Origin of the sequence: Mycolicibacterium fallax, assembly GCF_010726955.1 — a bacterium.
Taxonomy (GTDB): domain Bacteria; phylum Actinomycetota; class Actinomycetes; order Mycobacteriales; family Mycobacteriaceae; genus Mycobacterium; species Mycobacterium fallax.
In genome coordinates, this window is the sequence record NZ_AP022603.1 from 368,743 (window position 1) to 385,142 (window position 16,400).

18 protein-coding genes are annotated in these 16,400 nt (G+C 70.7%); 11 read left to right on the top strand and 7 right to left on the bottom strand.

Annotation, left to right across the window (positions count from 1 at the left end; translation table 11 throughout):
* The first annotated feature begins 72 nt into the window (after positions 1–72).
* Positions 73–489, top strand: coding sequence for a CBS domain-containing protein (locus tag G6N10_RS01755; RefSeq protein ID WP_085094453.1), 417 nt, complete (start codon positions 73–75; stop codon positions 487–489).
* Between the two features lie 13 nt (positions 490–502).
* Here G6N10_RS01755 and G6N10_RS01760 read toward each other — a convergent pair whose 3' ends face one another.
* The 5 genes from G6N10_RS01760 to G6N10_RS20695 are packed head-to-tail and all read right to left on the bottom strand — an operon-like array spanning position 503 to position 5,044.
* Positions 503–1,507 (bottom strand): amidohydrolase family protein, encoded by a 1,005-nt coding sequence (locus G6N10_RS01760; RefSeq protein WP_085094451.1) that lies wholly within the window; start codon positions 1,505–1,507, stop codon positions 503–505.
* Between the two features lie 26 nt (positions 1,508–1,533).
* Positions 1,534–2,508, bottom strand: coding sequence for a VOC family protein (locus G6N10_RS01765; protein ID WP_085094449.1), 975 nt, complete (start codon positions 2,506–2,508; stop codon positions 1,534–1,536).
* Complete coding sequence (locus tag G6N10_RS01770; protein ID WP_085094447.1) at positions 2,501–3,376, bottom strand: alpha/beta fold hydrolase; 876 nt, start codon at positions 3,374–3,376, stop codon at positions 2,501–2,503. Before G6N10_RS01770 ends, G6N10_RS01765 begins: the two co-directional genes overlap by 8 nt.
* Positions 3,373–4,839, bottom strand: coding sequence for a bifunctional 3-(3-hydroxy-phenyl)propionate/3-hydroxycinnamic acid hydroxylase (locus G6N10_RS01775; protein WP_407664011.1), 1,467 nt, complete (start codon positions 4,837–4,839; stop codon positions 3,373–3,375). The genes G6N10_RS01770 and G6N10_RS01775 overlap by 4 nt, the downstream gene beginning before the upstream one ends.
* Positions 4,754–5,044: an FAD-dependent monooxygenase gene (locus G6N10_RS20695; RefSeq protein ID WP_163742154.1), complete on the bottom strand. Its 291-nt coding sequence runs from the start codon at positions 5,042–5,044 to the stop codon at positions 4,754–4,756. The genes G6N10_RS01775 and G6N10_RS20695 overlap by 86 nt, the downstream gene beginning before the upstream one ends.
* A 93-nt stretch (positions 5,045–5,137) precedes the next feature.
* On the opposite strand from G6N10_RS20695, the gene G6N10_RS01785 reads away from it, so the two are divergent.
* Positions 5,138–5,755 (top strand): TetR/AcrR family transcriptional regulator, encoded by a 618-nt coding sequence (locus tag G6N10_RS01785; RefSeq protein ID WP_085094443.1) that lies wholly within the window; start codon positions 5,138–5,140, stop codon positions 5,753–5,755.
* On the opposite strand, the gene G6N10_RS01790 is transcribed toward G6N10_RS01785, so the two are convergent.
* A complete protein-coding gene (locus tag G6N10_RS01790; protein ID WP_234810485.1) occupies positions 5,752–6,453 on the bottom strand; it encodes a metal-dependent transcriptional regulator in 702 nt (233 codons plus the stop codon). The two genes, G6N10_RS01785 and G6N10_RS01790, sit on opposite strands and share 4 nt — an antisense overlap.
* Positions 6,454–6,489: 36 nt before the next feature.
* Here G6N10_RS01790 and G6N10_RS01795 point away from each other — a divergent pair, with 36 nt between their 5' ends.
* The 5 genes from G6N10_RS01795 to G6N10_RS01815 all read left to right on the top strand — a co-directional run bounded on the left by G6N10_RS01795 (position 6,490) and on the right by G6N10_RS01815 (position 12,695).
* Positions 6,490–7,485, top strand: a complete 996-nt coding sequence (locus G6N10_RS01795; RefSeq protein WP_085094441.1) for a bifunctional riboflavin kinase/FAD synthetase — start codon at positions 6,490–6,492, stop codon at positions 7,483–7,485.
* 125 nt (positions 7,486–7,610) lie between these two features.
* Positions 7,611–7,880, top strand: a complete 270-nt coding sequence (rpsO, locus tag G6N10_RS01800; protein WP_085094439.1) for a 30S ribosomal protein S15 — start codon at positions 7,611–7,613, stop codon at positions 7,878–7,880.
* A 337-nt stretch (positions 7,881–8,217) separates the two neighbouring features.
* Entirely contained in the window at positions 8,218–10,440 is a 2,223-nt protein-coding gene (locus tag G6N10_RS01805) for a polyribonucleotide nucleotidyltransferase (protein WP_085094437.1), read from the top strand.
* Entirely contained in the window at positions 10,418–11,743 is a 1,326-nt protein-coding gene (locus G6N10_RS01810; RefSeq protein WP_085094435.1) for a M16 family metallopeptidase, read from the top strand. Before G6N10_RS01805 ends, G6N10_RS01810 begins: the two co-directional genes overlap by 23 nt.
* A 157-nt stretch (positions 11,744–11,900) precedes the next feature.
* On the top strand, positions 11,901–12,695 hold the full coding sequence (locus tag G6N10_RS01815) for a VOC family protein (protein WP_085094433.1): 795 nt from the start codon (positions 11,901–11,903) through the stop codon (positions 12,693–12,695).
* Positions 12,696–12,702: 7 nt separating this feature from the next.
* Here G6N10_RS01815 and G6N10_RS01820 read toward each other — a convergent pair whose 3' ends face one another.
* Positions 12,703–13,278, bottom strand: coding sequence for a DUF4334 domain-containing protein (locus tag G6N10_RS01820; protein ID WP_085094431.1), 576 nt, complete (start codon positions 13,276–13,278; stop codon positions 12,703–12,705).
* Between the two features lie 72 nt (positions 13,279–13,350).
* Between G6N10_RS01820 and G6N10_RS01825 the strand changes: the two genes are divergently transcribed.
* From G6N10_RS01825 to G6N10_RS01840, 4 genes are all read left to right on the top strand, one after another.
* Positions 13,351–13,734 carry a YchJ family protein gene (locus tag G6N10_RS01825; protein ID WP_085094429.1) on the top strand — a complete coding sequence of 128 codons (384 nt, stop codon included), beginning with the start codon at positions 13,351–13,353 and terminating at the stop codon, positions 13,732–13,734.
* Between the two features lie 84 nt (positions 13,735–13,818).
* On the top strand, positions 13,819–14,640 hold the full coding sequence (locus tag G6N10_RS01830; RefSeq protein ID WP_085094427.1) for a hypothetical protein: 822 nt from the start codon (positions 13,819–13,821) through the stop codon (positions 14,638–14,640).
* A gap of 10 nt (positions 14,641–14,650) precedes the next feature.
* Entirely contained in the window at positions 14,651–15,379 is a 729-nt protein-coding gene (locus G6N10_RS01835) for an Rv0361 family membrane protein (RefSeq protein ID WP_133055104.1), read from the top strand.
* 106 nt (positions 15,380–15,485) lie between these two features.
* Positions 15,486–16,394, top strand: coding sequence for a metal-dependent hydrolase (locus G6N10_RS01840; protein WP_085094423.1), 909 nt, complete (start codon positions 15,486–15,488; stop codon positions 16,392–16,394).
* Positions 16,395–16,400: the final 6 nt, after the last annotated feature.

Consider the following 16,400-nt stretch of genomic DNA (forward strand, 5'->3'; position numbering starts at 1 on the left):
CGCGGCCGCGGTCCCCGAACCGGTGACCGAGGTCCCTGTGGCCGGTGGCGGCGGCGATGAGAGACTGGTTGCATGACTGGCATCCCCACAGCAGGCTCAATCGTCGTCGCGGATCTGATCGGTGACGCGGTGGTCCGGATCCCGGCCGCCGCCTCGGTGGCCGAGGCGGCCAAGGCGATCGTCGACAAGGGTGTCGGCGTCCTGGTCGTCGGCGACGAGGCCCGCCCGACCGCGGTGCTCAGCGAGCGCGATGTGGTCCGGGTGGTCGCCGCCGGCGACGACCCCAGCACGGTGCGGGCCGCCGACATCGCCACCAACAAGCTGGTGTGGTGCGAGGCCGAGGACTCCGTCGCCAAGGCGGCGACCCGGATGACCGATCGCTATATCCGGCACATCCTGGTCGAGCGGGCCGGTGCGCTGGCCGGCATCGTGTCCGCCCGCGACCTGCTCGGCGTCTACGCCTCCGACGCGGACCTCAGTCTGAGCTGATCCGGCCCGATCCCTATCCCGGCTGGATCAACCGGGTGACGCCGCGCATCACCGCGCGGGAGACCCGGTGCCGCACCCGGTGCGGGGCCGACGGCGGCCCGGGCGGAGACGCGGCGCCCAACCGGGGGAACAGCGCCAGGGCGTTGTCGCGTTCGATCGCGGTGCGCCCGTCCGCGTCGAGCCCGGGGTAGGTTTCCAGCCCGGCCGCGAACAGCAGGCCCGCCGCCGACGGCGCGAACGGCCAGTCCGAGCCGAATGTGACGTGCCCGGGCCGGGCGAACGCCAGCAGCGTGGGCAGCCCGGCCGCACTCGACGACAGCGCGGTGTCGAAGTGGAACCCGGCGAAGTCGTCGAGGACGTCGGCGACGCTGCGGCCGGTGTCGGCGGTGATCGCCAGCGCCAGCCGCTGCGCCGCGTACGGAACGAAGCCGCCGCCGTGACTGAGCAGAAACCGGATGTTGGGGTACCGTCGCACGATCCCGTTGCGCACCAACAGGTATGCCGCGCGCGTGGTGTCCAGCAGGAAATCCGCGGCGAACGGCGGCACGTCGGGGACCGCCGGCCCGGGCAGTTCGGCGGGGTGCACAAAGACCACCGCCGAGCGGGCGTCCAGCGCGGCGAACAACGCGTCTGACCCGTCGGCTCCGAGGTAGTGCCCGGCGGTATTGGCCAGCAGCACCACGCCGTCGGCGTGCAGTTCGTCGAGCGCCCGAACCGCCTCGGTGACGGCCGAATTCGGTTGTGGCAGCGGGACGGTGGCGAAGAAGCCGAACCGGTCCGGCCGTTCGTTCACCAGTGCCGCGCCGAAGTCGTTGACGTCGCGGGCGAGCGCCGCCGCATCGGCCTCGGCGGCCATGAACGTCGTGCCCGGGGTGGACACCGACAGGATCGCGGTCGCGACACCGAGCGCGTCCATCGTCTGCAGTGAAGCATCGGGGCTCCACTGCGGCAGCCCCCGGCCGCCCGCGTCGTCGATACCCGCCCGCCGCAGCGCCTTTCGATAGTCGGGCGGGATCATGTGGTGATGGGTGTCGATGCGTGCCGTCACACCGCAACCGTAGCTTCGTCGCGGGTCAGGGAGCGTGCGCTCGTTTTCAGCTGGTCGATCAGTTCGGGAATGGACCGCGGTGCCGGGGTGTGGCCCCAGATGCTGATGCCCTCATGGGTGCTCGGCTGCCAGACGTCCTCGTCCACGACGAGCGGATTCCACCCGACCTCCCATTCGAAACCGGACGGGCTCACCGCGTAGTAGGACAGTTCCCGGTCATTGGTGTGCTGGCCGACGTCCAGTGCCATACCGAAACCCAGCTCGGTGACCCGTCGATAGGACTCCGTCAGATCGTCGAGATCGGCCACCTGGATGTTGAGGTGCTGCACGCGGGTGCGAATCGGGTTGATGGGCAGTCGATTCACCGCCGCGATCGCCACCGAGTGGTGCCGCTCGTTGACCCGCAGGAAGCGGATCTTGAACTTCAGCCCGCCGATCGTGTCGTTGATGAAATCCGACAGCCGGGCGTCGAAGAGCGTGCGGTAGTAATCGTGCAGCCGTTCGGGTTGCTTCGACACGATCGCGACGTGGCCCAGTCCCGCTGCGCCGGTTACGAATCCGCCGCCGGTGGCCATCGCGGTCGGTGCGTCGTCGGTGTGGGCGCAGGTGAAGATCTCCTGCGCCAGCCCGTTGTGCCCCGGGAACCGGACGAAGCGTTCGACCCCGCGCAGCGCGGCCGCCTCGGCGCCGCCCTCGACCAGCGGGACGCCGTGGCCGGTGAGCCGGGCCAGAATCTCGTCGAAGCTCCCGTGGTCGTCGACCTGCCAGCCCAGCGCCGACACGTCCTCGGCCGGGCCGCGCTGCAGCAGGAACCGGCAACGCTGCGCGTCGAGCCGGAACCGCAGCACGTCGGGCAGCGCGTCGTCGCAGTGCATGCCGATGGCGTCGCGGCCGAATCTGCGCCAGTCGCCGAACTTCTCGGTCTCGATGACGACGTAGCCGAGGTGGACCTGGCCGAAGATGTCAGGCATGGGCCAGCCTCGAGTCGTTCGAGAGGAACCCGGCGACGAGTTCGTTGAACAGCTCGGCGCGTTCCCACTGCATCCAATGCCCGGTGTGCGACGTCATCACCAGCTCGGCGTTGGGCATGGTGTGCAACAGCATCGGACCGCCCGCCGGTTTGTTGACCAAATCGTCGCGGCCCCACAGCACCAGTGTCGGGGTCGCCAGCCGCCGCAGCCTCCGGTCGCGGGTGAGGTCCATCCGCCACAGCGTGCGCAGCGCCAGTGGCCCGGACGGCCGGCGCAGCGGGGGATCGGCGACCACCTCGGGATCCAGTGACGCCGCATAGCGCGCATCGATGAGGTCGTCGGGCACCGAGGCGCCGTCGTAGACCAGGTAGTTGCGGACGAAGTCGGCCAGCTTCTCGCGGCTCGGACCTGCACCGCCGTAGTAGCCGAGCAGGTGCTTGAGCCCGGCGGTCGGCGCCCCGCGGGTGGTACCGATACCGCCGGGACCCATCAGCACCAGCTTGCCGACGCGGCCCGGGGTGTCCAGGGCGAGCCGCAGCGCGGCGGCACCCCCGTAGGAGTTGCCGACCAGGTGGGCGGTGTCGATGCCCAGTTCGTCGAGCAGCCCCCGGATCATGTCGGCCAGGTAGCCGAACGGGTCGGACTGGTCGACACCCTTGGCGGAGCGGCCGTAGCCGGGCAGGTCGGGCACGATCACCCGGAAGGTGCGGCCCAGGGCGTCGATGTTGCGGGCGAAGTTCGAGACGCCGGACGCGCCGGGGCCGCCGCCGTGCAGCATCACCACCGCGGGCCCGGCGCCGTGTTCGGCGACGAAGATCGGCTTGCCGGACACGGTGACGATGCGTTCGGTCAATGGGCTGGTGATCATGCGGAGACTCCGATCGTGGTGTGGGCGGGGATTGGCGGGGCGGGCAACGGTCTGCCGGATTGTGTTGCGGCGTAGACGAACCCGTCCGGTCGCACGATGACGGCGGTGGCCTGGTAGCGGTGCATCCAGGCGGTCAGGACCCCGGAGACGTCCGGCGCGGCGAGGTCGAGGGCGGGCACCCCGCGGGCGGTCCACGCGGCGGTGCCGGCCGGCGGTGCGCCCAGGTGCAGCAGCGTCCACCGGCCGCCCAGCAGGTCGTCCAGGCGCACGGCGGTGCCGTCGGCCCGCCGCACCCGGGGCTGCGGCAGCTGCCGCCCGGCCGCGCGATGGTCGCCGACGAAGAAGCCGTCGCGGTAGCGGGCCTCCGGAATCCACCAGAACCGCTGCGCCCACGTGACCAGGCCCGGGACCCTGGAGAGCGCCCGCAATCCGCGATTGCGGGCGGTCGCGAGCCAGCGCCGCCGCTCGTTGATGACGCGGCCGACCAGCACGGCGCGCCGGGTCACCTCGGTGACGTGCGGCTTGCGTTCGGCCTGATAGGAGTCCAGCAGCCGGTCGGGCGCCTCGCCGCGCAGCACGGCGGCGATCTTCCAGCACAGGTTGGCCACGTCGCGGACCCCCGCGCCCATGCCCTGACCGATCCACGGCGGCATGGCGTGCGCGGCGTCGCCGGCCAGGAATACCCGCCCGACGCGCCAGCGGTCGGCGACCCGGACGTGGTGGCTGTAGCAGACCGCGCGCAGGATCTTGACGTTGTCGGGCCCGATCCCGCGGCGGCGCAGCAGTGTCCAGATCGCCGTGTCGGTCAGCAGCTCGCCCTCATCCTCGTCGTCCTGGACGGGGAACTCCCAGCGGTGGTGCCCGAGCGGGGTCGGGCAGTCGACCATCGGCCGGGCCGGGTCGCAGTGGAAGCGCATCAGGTCGTGACCGGCCCATTCCTGGATGATCTCGGTGTCGATCACGATCCAGCGTTCCTCGTAGGTCCGCCCGCTGTACGACACGCCCAATTGGCCTCGGGTGGGCGAGGATCCGCCGTCGGCGGCGATCACGTAGCGCGCACGCAGTCGTCGCAGTTCGTCGCCGCGATGGTCGACCAGCAGCAGTTCGACGCCGTCGTCGGTGTCGGCGACCCGCAGGCATTCGTGCTCGAGCAGGATCTCGACGGTGCCGAATCGCTCGACGCCGTGGCGCAGCACCTCGTCGACCACCGGCTGGTAGAGGAACTGCTGTGCGGGATGCCCGGCCGCGCCGCCGGCGAGGGCGGACTCGATGAAGGCGATCCCGTCGGCGTCGACGAAGGCCACCGGGCGGTTGGGCATCATGTCGGCCTGCAGCCGGTCGGCCAGCCCCACCGACTGCCAGATGCGCATGACCTCCTCATCGGTGGAGATGGCCCGGGCGCGGCCGTAGATGTCGGGATCGCGTTCGATCACCGCCACCCGCAGGCCCTGTTGGCCGAGCAGATTGGCCGCGGTTGCGCCGGTCGGCCAGCCCCACCGACTGCCAGATGCGCATGACCTCCTCATCGGTGGAGATGGCCCGGGCGCGGCCGTAGATGTCGGGATCGCGTTCGATCACCGCCACCCGCAGGCCCTGTTGGCCGAGCAGATTGGCCGCGGTTGCGCCGGTCGGCCCGTATCCGATCACCGCTACGTCGTAGGTCTCCACGGTGGCTCACTTTCATGTAGTGATCGCTACAGTAGTGTAGCGATCACTACGGTAAGATATGATCGGCGTCACAGTCAAGAGGGAGGGCGGAAAATGGAGCAGGCCACGCGCAGGCGGCGCGTCAACGGCGAGGCGTCGCGGGCGAAGATCCTCGACGCGGCCGCGGAAATCGCCGTCGAACGCGGCTACGACGGCACCAGCATCGCGTTGGTGAGCGCCAAGTGCGGGCTGCCGGCCAGCTCCATCTATTGGCATTTCCGCGACAAGGACGCCCTGATCGCGGCGGTCATCGCGCGCAGCTTCGAGCGGTGGAGCGGCGCCTGGACCATTCCCACCGACGGCACGCCGGAGCTGCGGATCGAGGCGATGGTCGCCCAGATCGCCCAGGCCCTGCTGGACTCGCCGGACTTCCTGCGGCTCGGGCTGATGCTCGCCCTGGAGCACCGGCCGGTGGAGGCCAGCGCGCGCGCGATGTTCCTGCGGGTGCGGGCCGAGGCGCGGGCCACGCTGGCGGCGGGTTTCGGCGACATGATCGACGGGCTGACCCCCGTCCAGCTCGACCAGTTGGTCACCTACGCGATCGCCGGCGCCGACGGGCTGTTCATCGCCAACGAGATCGGTGGTGACGCCGTCGATCTGGTCGAACTGCTGGGTATCCACGCCCACGCGCTGCTGGACCTGGCCCAGCGGATGTCGGGCGCGCGGCTCTAGCCCGAGATCACCCAGATCGCCTGTGCGGCAGGGCTGCCCAGGTCGACGGTGGTGGCGGGGGTCGGCCCGGTGGGCGGCTGCACCTCCACCGAGATCAGCCCGGCGAAGTCGCGGCGGGCCAGCACCCGAACCCGGGCGTCCAGCGTGATGCCCACATCGTCGAAGTAGCGCAGCATCGCCGGATCGGCGTCGGAGATCCGCGCCACCGTCGCCGATTCGTTGTCGGCGCAGTCGGCCAGCCGCCGCGCCGGCGGCGTCGCGACCCGGCCGTCGGCGGCCGGGATCGGGTCGCCGTGCGGGTCTCGGGTCGGGTGGCCCAGCTTGGCGTCGATCCGATCCAGCATCCGGTCGCTGATCGCGTGCTCGAGCACCTCGGCCTCGTCGTGCACCTCGTCCCAGCCGTAGCCGAGCTCGCTGACCAGGAACGTCTCCAGCAGCCGGTGCCGGCGCACCATCGCCAGCGCCGCGGCCCGGCCGGCTTCGGTCAGCGTCACCCCGCCGTATTTCTCGTGGTCCACCAGCCCCTGATCGGCCAGCCGCCGGACGGATTCACTGACCGTGCTGGCGGACACCCCGAGCCGTTCGGCCAGCAGCTTCGTGCTGACCCGCTCCGGCGACCATTCCTGGGTGGTCCAGATCGTCTTCAGGTAGTCCTGGGCGACGGCCGTCAACTCGCCTGCACCTCCGCCGGGACCCACCCCACCGAGTCTAGGGCGTGGTCGTAGGCTTGGGGCGTGCAGCGGTGGCGGGGAGCAGACGAGATCCCCACGGACTGGGGTCGATGTGTACTGACCGTCGGAGTGTTCGACGGGGTGCACCGAGGGCATGCCGAACTGATCGCGCGGGCGGTCAAGGCCGGCCGGGACCGCGGGGTGCCCACGGTGCTGATGACCTTCGATCCGCATCCGATGGAAGTGGTGTTCCCCGGCAGTCATCCGGCGCAGCTGACCACGCTGACCCGGCGCGCCGAGCTGGTCGAGGAACTCGGCGTCGACGTCTTCCTGGTGATGCCGTTCACCTCCGACTTCATGAAGCTCACCGCGGACCGCTACATCCACGAGCTGCTGGTCGAACGCCTGCACGTGCTTGAGGTGGTGGTCGGGCAGAACTTCACCTTCGGGCGCAAGGCCGCCGGCGACGTCGAGATGCTGCGGGCCGCCGGTGAGCGGTTCGGTTTCGCCGTGCAGACCATCTCGCTGGTCGCCGAGCCCAGCCCGGTCGAACGGGCCGTCACCTATTCCTCCACCTACGTCCGGTCCTGCGTGGACGCCGGTGACATGGTCGCCGCGGCCGAGGCGCTGGGTCGGCCGCACCGGGTCGAGGGCGTGGTGGTGCGCGGCGACGGGCGTGGCCGGGGGCTGGGCTTCCCGACCGCCAACGTCGCCCCGCCGATGCACTCGGCCATCCCGGCCGACGGCGTGTACGCCTGCTGGTTCAGCGTGCTGGGCCACGGGCCCGCCGTGGACACCGTGCAGCCGGGCCTGCGCTATCAGGCCGCGGTGTCCGTCGGCACCAATCCGACCTTCTCCGGTCGCACCCGCACCGTTGAGGCGTTCGTGCTGGACACCGAGGCCGACCTGTACGGCCAGCACGTCGCCGTCGACTTCGTCGCCCGGCTGCGCGGGATGGAGAAGTTCGCCGGGGTCGAGGAGCTGATCGAGGCGATGGGCCGCGACGTCGAGCGGGCCCGGACGCTGCTGGACGCCGACGCCGGGACCGCCGCGGATTAGCGGCCACCGCCGGGTCGCTGCTAGGCTCGGCTCCCGAATCCGGTATGTGCTGCAGTTCGCGGTGGCTCATGTCTTGTCCCCGCCGGGGACCGTTTTTTTCGCGGACCGACAGATGGAGTGAATTCGTGGCGCTTACCGCCGAGCAGAAGAAGCAGATCCTCGCCGAGTACGGCCTGCACGACACCGACACCGGTTCGCCGGAGGCTCAGATCGCGATGCTGACCAAGCGGATCCAGGATCTGACCGAGCACCTCAAGACCCACAAGCACGATCACCACAGCCGTCGTGGTCTGCTGCTGCTGGTCGGCCGTCGCCGCCGGCTGCTGAAGTACATCGCCCAGGTCGACGTCGCCCGCTACCGGACGCTCATCGAGCGCCTCGGCCTGCGTCGCTGACCCTGGCACGAATCCGCCCGCGGAAGTCTTCGGCGACGAAGCTCCGCGGGCGGTTCGGTGTAGAGTGAGGCTGTTTGCAGCCGACGTGGCTGGAACATCCTGGTGCGGTTCGCGCAGTCCGCGCGACCGTTCCAGCGCGTCACGACAGGACCAGTTCCCGGAGTGTGGACGGTCTTCGGTAGTGGCTGCCGGGCCCCCGAGAGGGTGGGCCGGCCGCTTCGATCGACGGCCGTAGCCGCATCCGGACCCACTGGTTCATCTGGCGTGACGGCGCGAAACAGCTGTACCCGCGGTGGCCGCGGCCCCGCGGGTGAACAGAGAGGCCAAACGGACTTTTATGTCTGTCGCTGAAATTGACGAGGGCGTGTTCGAAGCGACCGCCGTCATCGACAACGGGAGCTTCGGCACCCGCACCATCCGATTCGAGACCGGCCGGCTGGCCCAGCAGGCCGCCGGCGCCGTCGTCGCCTACCTCGACGACGAGACCATGCTGCTCTCGGCCACCAGCGCCAGCAAGGCGCCCAAGGAGCACTTCGACTTCTTCCCGCTGACCGTCGACGTCGAGGAGCGGATGTACGCCGCGGGCCGGATCCCGGGCTCGTTCTTCCGCCGCGAGGGCCGGCCGTCCACCGACGCGATCCTGACCTGCCGGCTGATCGACCGGCCGCTGCGCCCGTCGTTCGTCTCCGGCCTGCGCAACGAGATCCAGGTCGTGGTGACGGTGCTGAGCCTGGATCCCAAGGACCTCTACGACGTGCTGGCCATCAACGCCGCGTCGGCGTCCACCCAGCTGGCCGGCCTGCCGTTCTCCGGCCCGGTCGGCGGCGTGCGCGTCGCGCTGATCGACGGCACCTGGGTCGCGTTCCCGACCGTCGAGCAGCTTGAGCGCGCGGTGTTCGACATGGTCGTCGCGGGCCGGGTGGTCGGCGACGACGTGGCGATCATGATGGTCGAGGCCGAGGCCACCGACAACGTCATCGCGCTGATCGCCGGCGGCGCCACCGCGCCGACCGAGACCGTGGTCGCCGAGGGCCTGGAGGCCGCCAAGCCGTTCATCAAGGTGCTCTGCGACGCGCAGGCCGCGCTGGCCGGCGCGGCCGCCAAGGAGACCGGCGAGTACCCGCTGTTCCCGGAGTACGCCGATGACGCCTATGACGCGGTCGCCGCGGTGGCCACCGACGCGCTGTCGGAGGCGATGAGCATCGCCGACAAGACCGCGCGCAACGACCGCACCGACGAGATCAAGGTCGACGTGCTGGCGAAGCTGGGCGAGACCTTCGCCGGCCGGGAGAAGGAGATCGGCGCCGCGTTCCGGTCGCTGACCAAGAAGCTGGTCCGCCAGCGCATCCTGACCGACCACTTCCGCATCGACGGCCGTGGCATCACCGATATCCGGGCGCTGTCGGCCGAGGTCGCCATCGTCCCGCGGGCGCACGGCAGCGCGCTGTTCGAGCGCGGCGAGACCCAGATCATGGGTGTCACCACTCTCGACATGGTCAAGATGGCCCAGCAGATCGACTCGCTGGGACCGGAGACGTCCAAGCGCTACATGCACCACTACAACTTCCCGCCGTACTCGACCGGTGAGACCGGCCGGGTCGGTTCGCCCAAGCGCCGCGAGATCGGCCACGGCGCGCTGGCCGAGCGGGCCCTGATGCCGGTGCTGCCGAGCATCGAGGAGTTCCCGTACGCGATCCGCCAGGTGTCCGAGGCGCTGAGCTCCAACGGCTCGACGTCGATGGGCTCGGTGTGTGCCTCCACCCTGTCGCTGCTGAACGCCGGTGTGCCGCTGAAGGCCCCGGTCGCCGGCATCGCCATGGGCCTGGTCTCCGATGAGGTCGGCGATGAGCGGCGTTTCGTCGCGCTGACCGACATCCTCGGCGCCGAGGATGCCTTCGGCGACATGGACTTCAAGGTCGCCGGCACCAAGGACTTCGTCACCGCGCTGCAGCTGGACACCAAGCTCGACGGCATCCCGTCGACGGTGCTGGCCGGTGCCCTGGCCCAGGCCAAGGACGCCCGGCTGACCATCCTGGAGGTGATGGCCGAGGCCATCGACGCCCCGGACGAGATGAGCCCGTACGCCCCGCGGATCACCACCATCAAGGTGCCGGTCGACAAGATCGGCGAGGTGATCGGGCCCAAGGGCAAGATGATCAACTCGATCACCGAGGAGACCGGCGCGCAGATCTCCATCGAGGACGACGGCACCGTGTTCGTCGGTGCGGCCGACGGCCCGTCGGCGCAGGCCGCGATCGACAAGATCAACGCCATCGCCAACCCGCAGCTGCCGAAGGTGGGCGAGCGGTTCCTCGGAACCGTCGTCAAGACCACCGATTTCGGCGCGTTTGTCTCGCTGCTGCCCGGCCGTGACGGCCTGGTGCACATCTCCAAGCTGGGCCGCGGCAAGCGCGTGGCCAAGGTCGAGGATGTGGTCAGCGTCGGCAGCAAGCTGCGGGTGGAGATCGCCGACATCGACAACCGCGGCAAGATCTCGCTGATCCTGGTCGACGAGGACGAGCCGGCAGCCCCGGCCGATGCAGCGCCCGCCGACGCGTAGCCGCACGGCCGCCGAGAACGACAAGACCGAAGTCCGCCGGACGGTACTGCCCGGCGGACTTCGGGTCGTCACCGAGCGGGTGCCGCACGTGCGCTCCGCCTCGGTCGGGGTGTGGGTCGGCGTCGGCTCCCGCGACGAGGGCCGCTCGGTCGCCGGCGCCGCGCACTTCCTGGAACACCTGCTGTTCAAGTCGACCCCGACCCGCAGTGCGGTCGACATCGCCCGCGCGGTCGACGCGGTCGGCGGTGAGCTCAACGCGTTCACCGCCAAGGAGCACACCTGCTACTACGCGCACGTGCTCGACACCGACCTCGAGCTGGGCTTGGACCTGGTCGCCGACGTGGTGCTGCGCGGCCGGTGCGCCATCGAGGACGTCGAGGTGGAACGCGACGTGGTGCTCGAGGAGATCGCCATGCGCGACGACGACCCCGAGGACACCCTGGGCGACGAGTTCCTCTCGGCGATGTTCGGCGAGCATCCGGTCGGACGCCCGGTCATCGGCAGCATCGACTCGGTGTCGACGATGAGCCGCGGCCAACTGCAGTCCTTTCACCAGCGCCGCTACACCCCCGAGCGGATGGTGGTCGCGGTGGCCGGCAACGTCGACCACGACGAGGTGGTGGCGCTGACCCGGGCGCACTTCGGCCCGCGGCTGGCGGCCGGCCGGGACCCCGTCGCGCCGCGCGGCGGCCGCGGCCGGATCCCCGGCAAACCGGGCCTGCGGATGATCCACCGGGACAGTGAACAGAGCCACCTGCTGCTCGGCGTGCGTACCCCGGGCCGGCACTGGGAGCATCGCTGGGCGCTCGCGGTGTTGAACACCGCGCTCGGTGGCGGCCTGAGTTCCCGGCTGTTCCAACAGATTCGGGAATCCCGCGGGCTGGCGTACTCGGTGTACTCGACCGTCGACAGCTTCGCCGACGGCGGCGCGCTGTCGGTGTATGCCGGCTGCCTGCCGGAACGCTTTGCCGAGGTGGCCGCGCTGACCACCGAGGTGCTCGCCGAGGTGGCCGACAACGGCATCACCGCCGAGGAATGCCGGATCGCCCAGGGCTCGCTGCGCGGCGCGCTGGTGCTCGGGTTGGAGGACTCCGCGTCCCGGATGAACCGGATCGGGCGCAACGAGCTCAACTACGGCGAGCCGCGCGCGTTGTCGGAGAGCCTGGCCCAGATCGAGGCGGTCACCCTCGAACAGGTCAACGCGGTGGCCGCCAAGCTGCTTTCCCGCCCGTACGGGGCGGCCGTGCTCGGCCCGCATCGGGGCAGGCGCTCGCTGCCCAAACCGCTGCGCGACATCGGCTGAGGCGGCGCCGGTCGACCCACCCGGACCCGGCCGGACGCGGGTACCGTCGTTGGCGACCCGCGTGCAGTGCAATCGCAGTGCGTCCTGCCGTCCGCCGGGCTCGGGTCGCCGCTGGGGCGGGCGGCATCGGCTGCCCAATCCCGTGAGGACAATTCCCATGAGCGATTACCGCGCCCCGGTCGGGGCGCCCATCTGGTTTGACCTGGTCAGCAGCGACCCGGAGCGGGCCGGTCAGTTCTACGGCGCGATCTTCGGCTGGGAACTGCAGGCCCCGGCGCGCCCCGATCTCGGCGGCTACCGCAACTTCACCCTCGGCGGCGAACCGATCGCCGGCGTCATGACACCGATGCCCGACGGGCCGCGTGATGTCTGGTCGGTCTACCTGCACAGCGCCGACGTGGCGGCCACCGGTGCTGCCGTGCAGGCGGCCGGCGGCACCGTCGTCGTCGAATCGATGCCGGTCGCCGAGCTGGGCGCCATGCTGGTGGCCACCGACCCGGCCGGCGCAACGATCGGTTTCTGGCAGCCGGGCAGCCACCCGGGATTCACCGAGTGGGGCAGCCACGGCGCCCCGTACTGGTTCGAATGCCACAGCCAGGACTACGCCGCGTCGCTGGCGTTCTACCCGGCGGTGACCGGGGCGGTGCTGGAGGAGGTCGGTACCGGCGGAGACCCGGCGGTACCCGGCCCGGACCGCTACAGCGTGCTGCGTTTCGGCGAGACCGGCTACGGCGGGATCATGGACGCCGCCGGGTTGCACCCGGCCGGCACGCCGTCGTTCTGGCAGGTTTACATCACCGTCGACGACGTGGCGGCCACCGTCGCGCGGGCGGCGGAGCTGGGGGCGGGGATCCTGATGCCGGGCGAGGACACCCCGTACGGCACGCTGGCGGCCATCACCGATCCGCTCGGCGCGGTGATCTGCCTGGGCCACCCGCCGGCCGGCATGTGAGCCGCGGTCAGCGCACCGGCAGCGAGTCGTCGCGGCGCAGCACAAAGAAGTACGGGCGGCGGGATCCGCGGGCATCCATCGCGCCCAGCACGGCCTGCACCGGGGTGTCGGCGGCGCCGGGATCGAGTCGACGGAACACATCCATGATCGGCAACTGGTCGTAGATCATCGTCGCGGTGTCCACGCCGCGGTAGCGGGTGGTGCGCAGCCTGGCCTTGGATCCGCGGGCGGCCAACGCGGGGCGCAGCGCGGTGATGCCCCGGGCCACCGGCAGCCGATGGCGGCCGGGCAGCCTGCCGGTCGCGCCCAGGCCGGCGAAGGCCAGCGTCGGGTTCAGCGGCCACAGCGCGCTGCCGTCGGCGGTCGGGAACAGCAACGGGTGCACGGTCTCGGCGTCGACGAACTGCTTGCCCCGCCAGCCGCTGAGCTCCAGCATGCCGTCCATCGGATGCCCGGTCGGCAGCTCGGCGCCGTGCCAGGTGCCGATCATCGACGCGGCGTCGACGGCCGGGGCGGCGTCGAACAACGCCAGCGCCTCCTCGGTGGCGGTGGGGGCGGTCGGCAGCACCTCGGCGAGCAGCATGCCCGAAGCATACTCGACACGTGTCAAGTATGCGGGCACGGCTGGTGTGTGGCAGCAGGGCAGACTGTGTCGATGAGCGGTTCGCAACCCTGCCCGTGTGGCACCGGTGAGCGGTACGACCGATGCTGTGGGCCGCTGCACCGCGGCGAACGCCGGCCGGACACCGCCGCGGCGCTGATGCGCTCGCGCTACAGCGCATTCGCCGTCGGCGACGTCGACTACCTGTGGCGCAGCTGGCACCCGAGCACCCGGCCCAACCGGGTCGATCCGGACCCGGGCACCGTCTGGACCGGGCTGGAGATCCTGGATGTGGTGGCCGGGCAACCCGGCGACGAGCGCGGCGAGGTGGAGTTCCGGGCGCACCACCGCGACCCGGCCGGGCGGCCCGGGGTGCTGCACGCGCGGTCCCGATTCGCCGTGCGCGCCGGACGCTGGCTGTACCTCGACGATGCGTAGGGCTGGATCTGCAACGGCCCGGATCTGCAACGGCCGGGGATTTCTGCGTGCTGGGGCCGGCCCGGTCGATGCTAGGTTTTCCTGGTGCGCTTTCGGCAATCCACTCGACTGATCGGCGCGGCGCTGGTCGCTGCCGCGGCGCTGGTGGCCGGACCGGTCGGCGTCGCGACGGCCGCACCCGAGGACGCGCCGACCTGCAAGGCGCACGTCGACGCCTTCGACACCGTCGTTCGTGACATCGAGACGCACAACGCCAAGCCGCATCTGTTCGATCCCAGCCAGCAGGCCGAGTTCAACGCCTACAACGCGGCCGCGGCCGCCTTGAACGCCCGGCTGGCGTCGATCCGCACCAAGCGGCTGGCCTGCGAGGTGGCCGTCAAGAGCCTCGGCGGCGCCCCGGCGGCGATGCCGGCCGGCTTCCCGGCGCTGATCAGCGCGGTCAAACCGACCGGCAGCACCGTCTCAACAACGGCCGCCGCGACGTTCACCGTCGGCCTGGCCGATCTGGTCACCGCCGACACCTGGGGCGAGCAGAACCTGCAGGGCAAAAAGCGGCCCGCCGTCGGCGACAACGACCCGGCCTTCGACGGGGCCGTCATCACCGGCTATTCCGACGGCAGCCCGGCCGTCAGCGCCGAGGCTGTGCTGCCGATCGCCGATGTGCTGGCGCTGCCGAAGTTCTTCGACCTGACCCCGGAGAACCAGTGGGCGATCCTGATGGCGCGCAAAAACCACCGGTGGATCTCCAATCAGGCGCTGCTGGCGCGCGTCTCGGCGAGCGTGGCGGCGATCAACGGCCTGGACCAGGATTGGCTGCGCAATCAGGACCAACAGGCCAAGACCGCCCGGGAGGCCCTGACCAGCGGGATCGACCTCCTGGCGCAAAGCCAGGATCTGCCCAGGTAGGAGCGTCGTCGTGAGTCAACCCCCCGGCCCGCAGGGCAGCTATCCGGGCCAGCCGCCGCGGGCCTTCGACCCGAACGCTCCGGTGGAGTATCCGGCCGAGCCGCCGGTCAGCTACGGCATGCCCGGTGCCGGCGGGCCGGTGATGCCGCAGATGCCGCCGCAGCCCGCGATGCCGCCGCAGCCGGTGGCGCCGGGCCCGCAGGGCTGGGTGGCGGGGTACCCGGCGGTGATGCCGCCGGGTGGTCAGCCCGGCATGCCGGGTGGCTGGCCGTATCCCGGCGCGCCGGTGCCGGCGGAGCCGGGCGCCACCGAGCCGGCCGGCAAAAACCGCAAGAAGTGGTTCATCGTCGGGGCGACCGTGCTGGTCATCGCCCTGGTCGGCGGCGGCATCGGGATCTACCAGGTGTTCTTCTCCGGTGCCCGCGATCGCGACGCGATCAACACCGCCGCCGTGGAGTTCACCCGCGCCGCGGCCGCCGGGGACGCCCAGCAGGTGCGCGACCTGCTGTGCGAGCAGGAGGCCGCCGCGGTTCCCAGTATCAACCCGCCCGCCGGGGCGAGCGTCGAACCGGCCGATGACCTGCAGGTCGTCGTCGGAACCGTCGAGGTGCGCGACGACGTCGGATCGGCCGCGGTCACCAAGGGCTCGGACTCCGACGTGACGTTGTACTTCCGCAAGGAATCCGACAAGTGGACGGTCTGCGCGTCGGCGGAAGACGACTTCACCGCCGCCAAATAGCGTCGCGGGGCTAGGGTTCGGGACCAAGCGCCGGTATACTCCAGATTAAATTCAGTTCAAACTGTCGACATATGACGTCAGTTTGTAAAATTTATGGAGGCCGGAGATGCTCAACGTCGAGGATCGGGCTGCGCAGTCCCGGGGCGGCGCCCCGGATCACGAGTCGATCGTGTTGCAGGCCCGCGATGTGCACTACGACTGGTCGGACCTGCCGGTGCACTACATTCCCGGCGAGCCCTTCGTCACGCACTTCTGCAACGTGCTGCACCTGCTGCTGCCCGCCGGTGAGGAATTCTTCGTCGAGGTGTTCAAGCAGGCCCTGCCGCTGATCCAGGACGATCAGCTGCGGCTGGACGTGCAGGGCTTCATCGGCCAGGAGGCGATGCATTCGCAGACCCACGCCGACGTCGTCGAACACCTGCGCGGCCAGGGCCTGGACATGTCGCGCTACACCGACCAGATGCGCTGGCTGTTCGAGAAGATGCTCGGCGACCGCCCCCGCTGGAGCAAGCGCAGGCAGCGGACCTGGCTGCTGGAGCGCATCGCGCTGGTGTCCGCGATCGAGCACTACACCGCCATCCTCGGCGAGTGGATCCTGGACACCCCGCAGCTCGACGAGGTCGGCGCCCACCCGGCGATGCTGGACATGCTGCGCTGGCACGGCGCCGAAGAGGTCGAGCACAAGGCGGTCGCCTTCGACGTCATGAAGCACCTGAAGGCGGGCTACTTCCGGCAGGTGCGGACCCAATGGCTGGTCACCCCGCTGCTGCTGCTGCTGTGGATCCGCGGGGTGCGGTTCATGTACTCCATCGACCCGGAGCTGCCGGCGGGCACCAAGGCGCGCTGGCGGGACTGGATGATCGCCGCGCGCCGCGGGCTGGTCCCCGGACCGCTGCGGTTCGTCCGGATGGTCGGCGCCTACTACCGGCCCGGCTTCCATCCCGCCCAGCTCGGTGGGATCGAGCAGGCGGTCAACTACCTGTCCATCTCGCCGTCCGCGCGCGCCGCCCACTGAGGAACC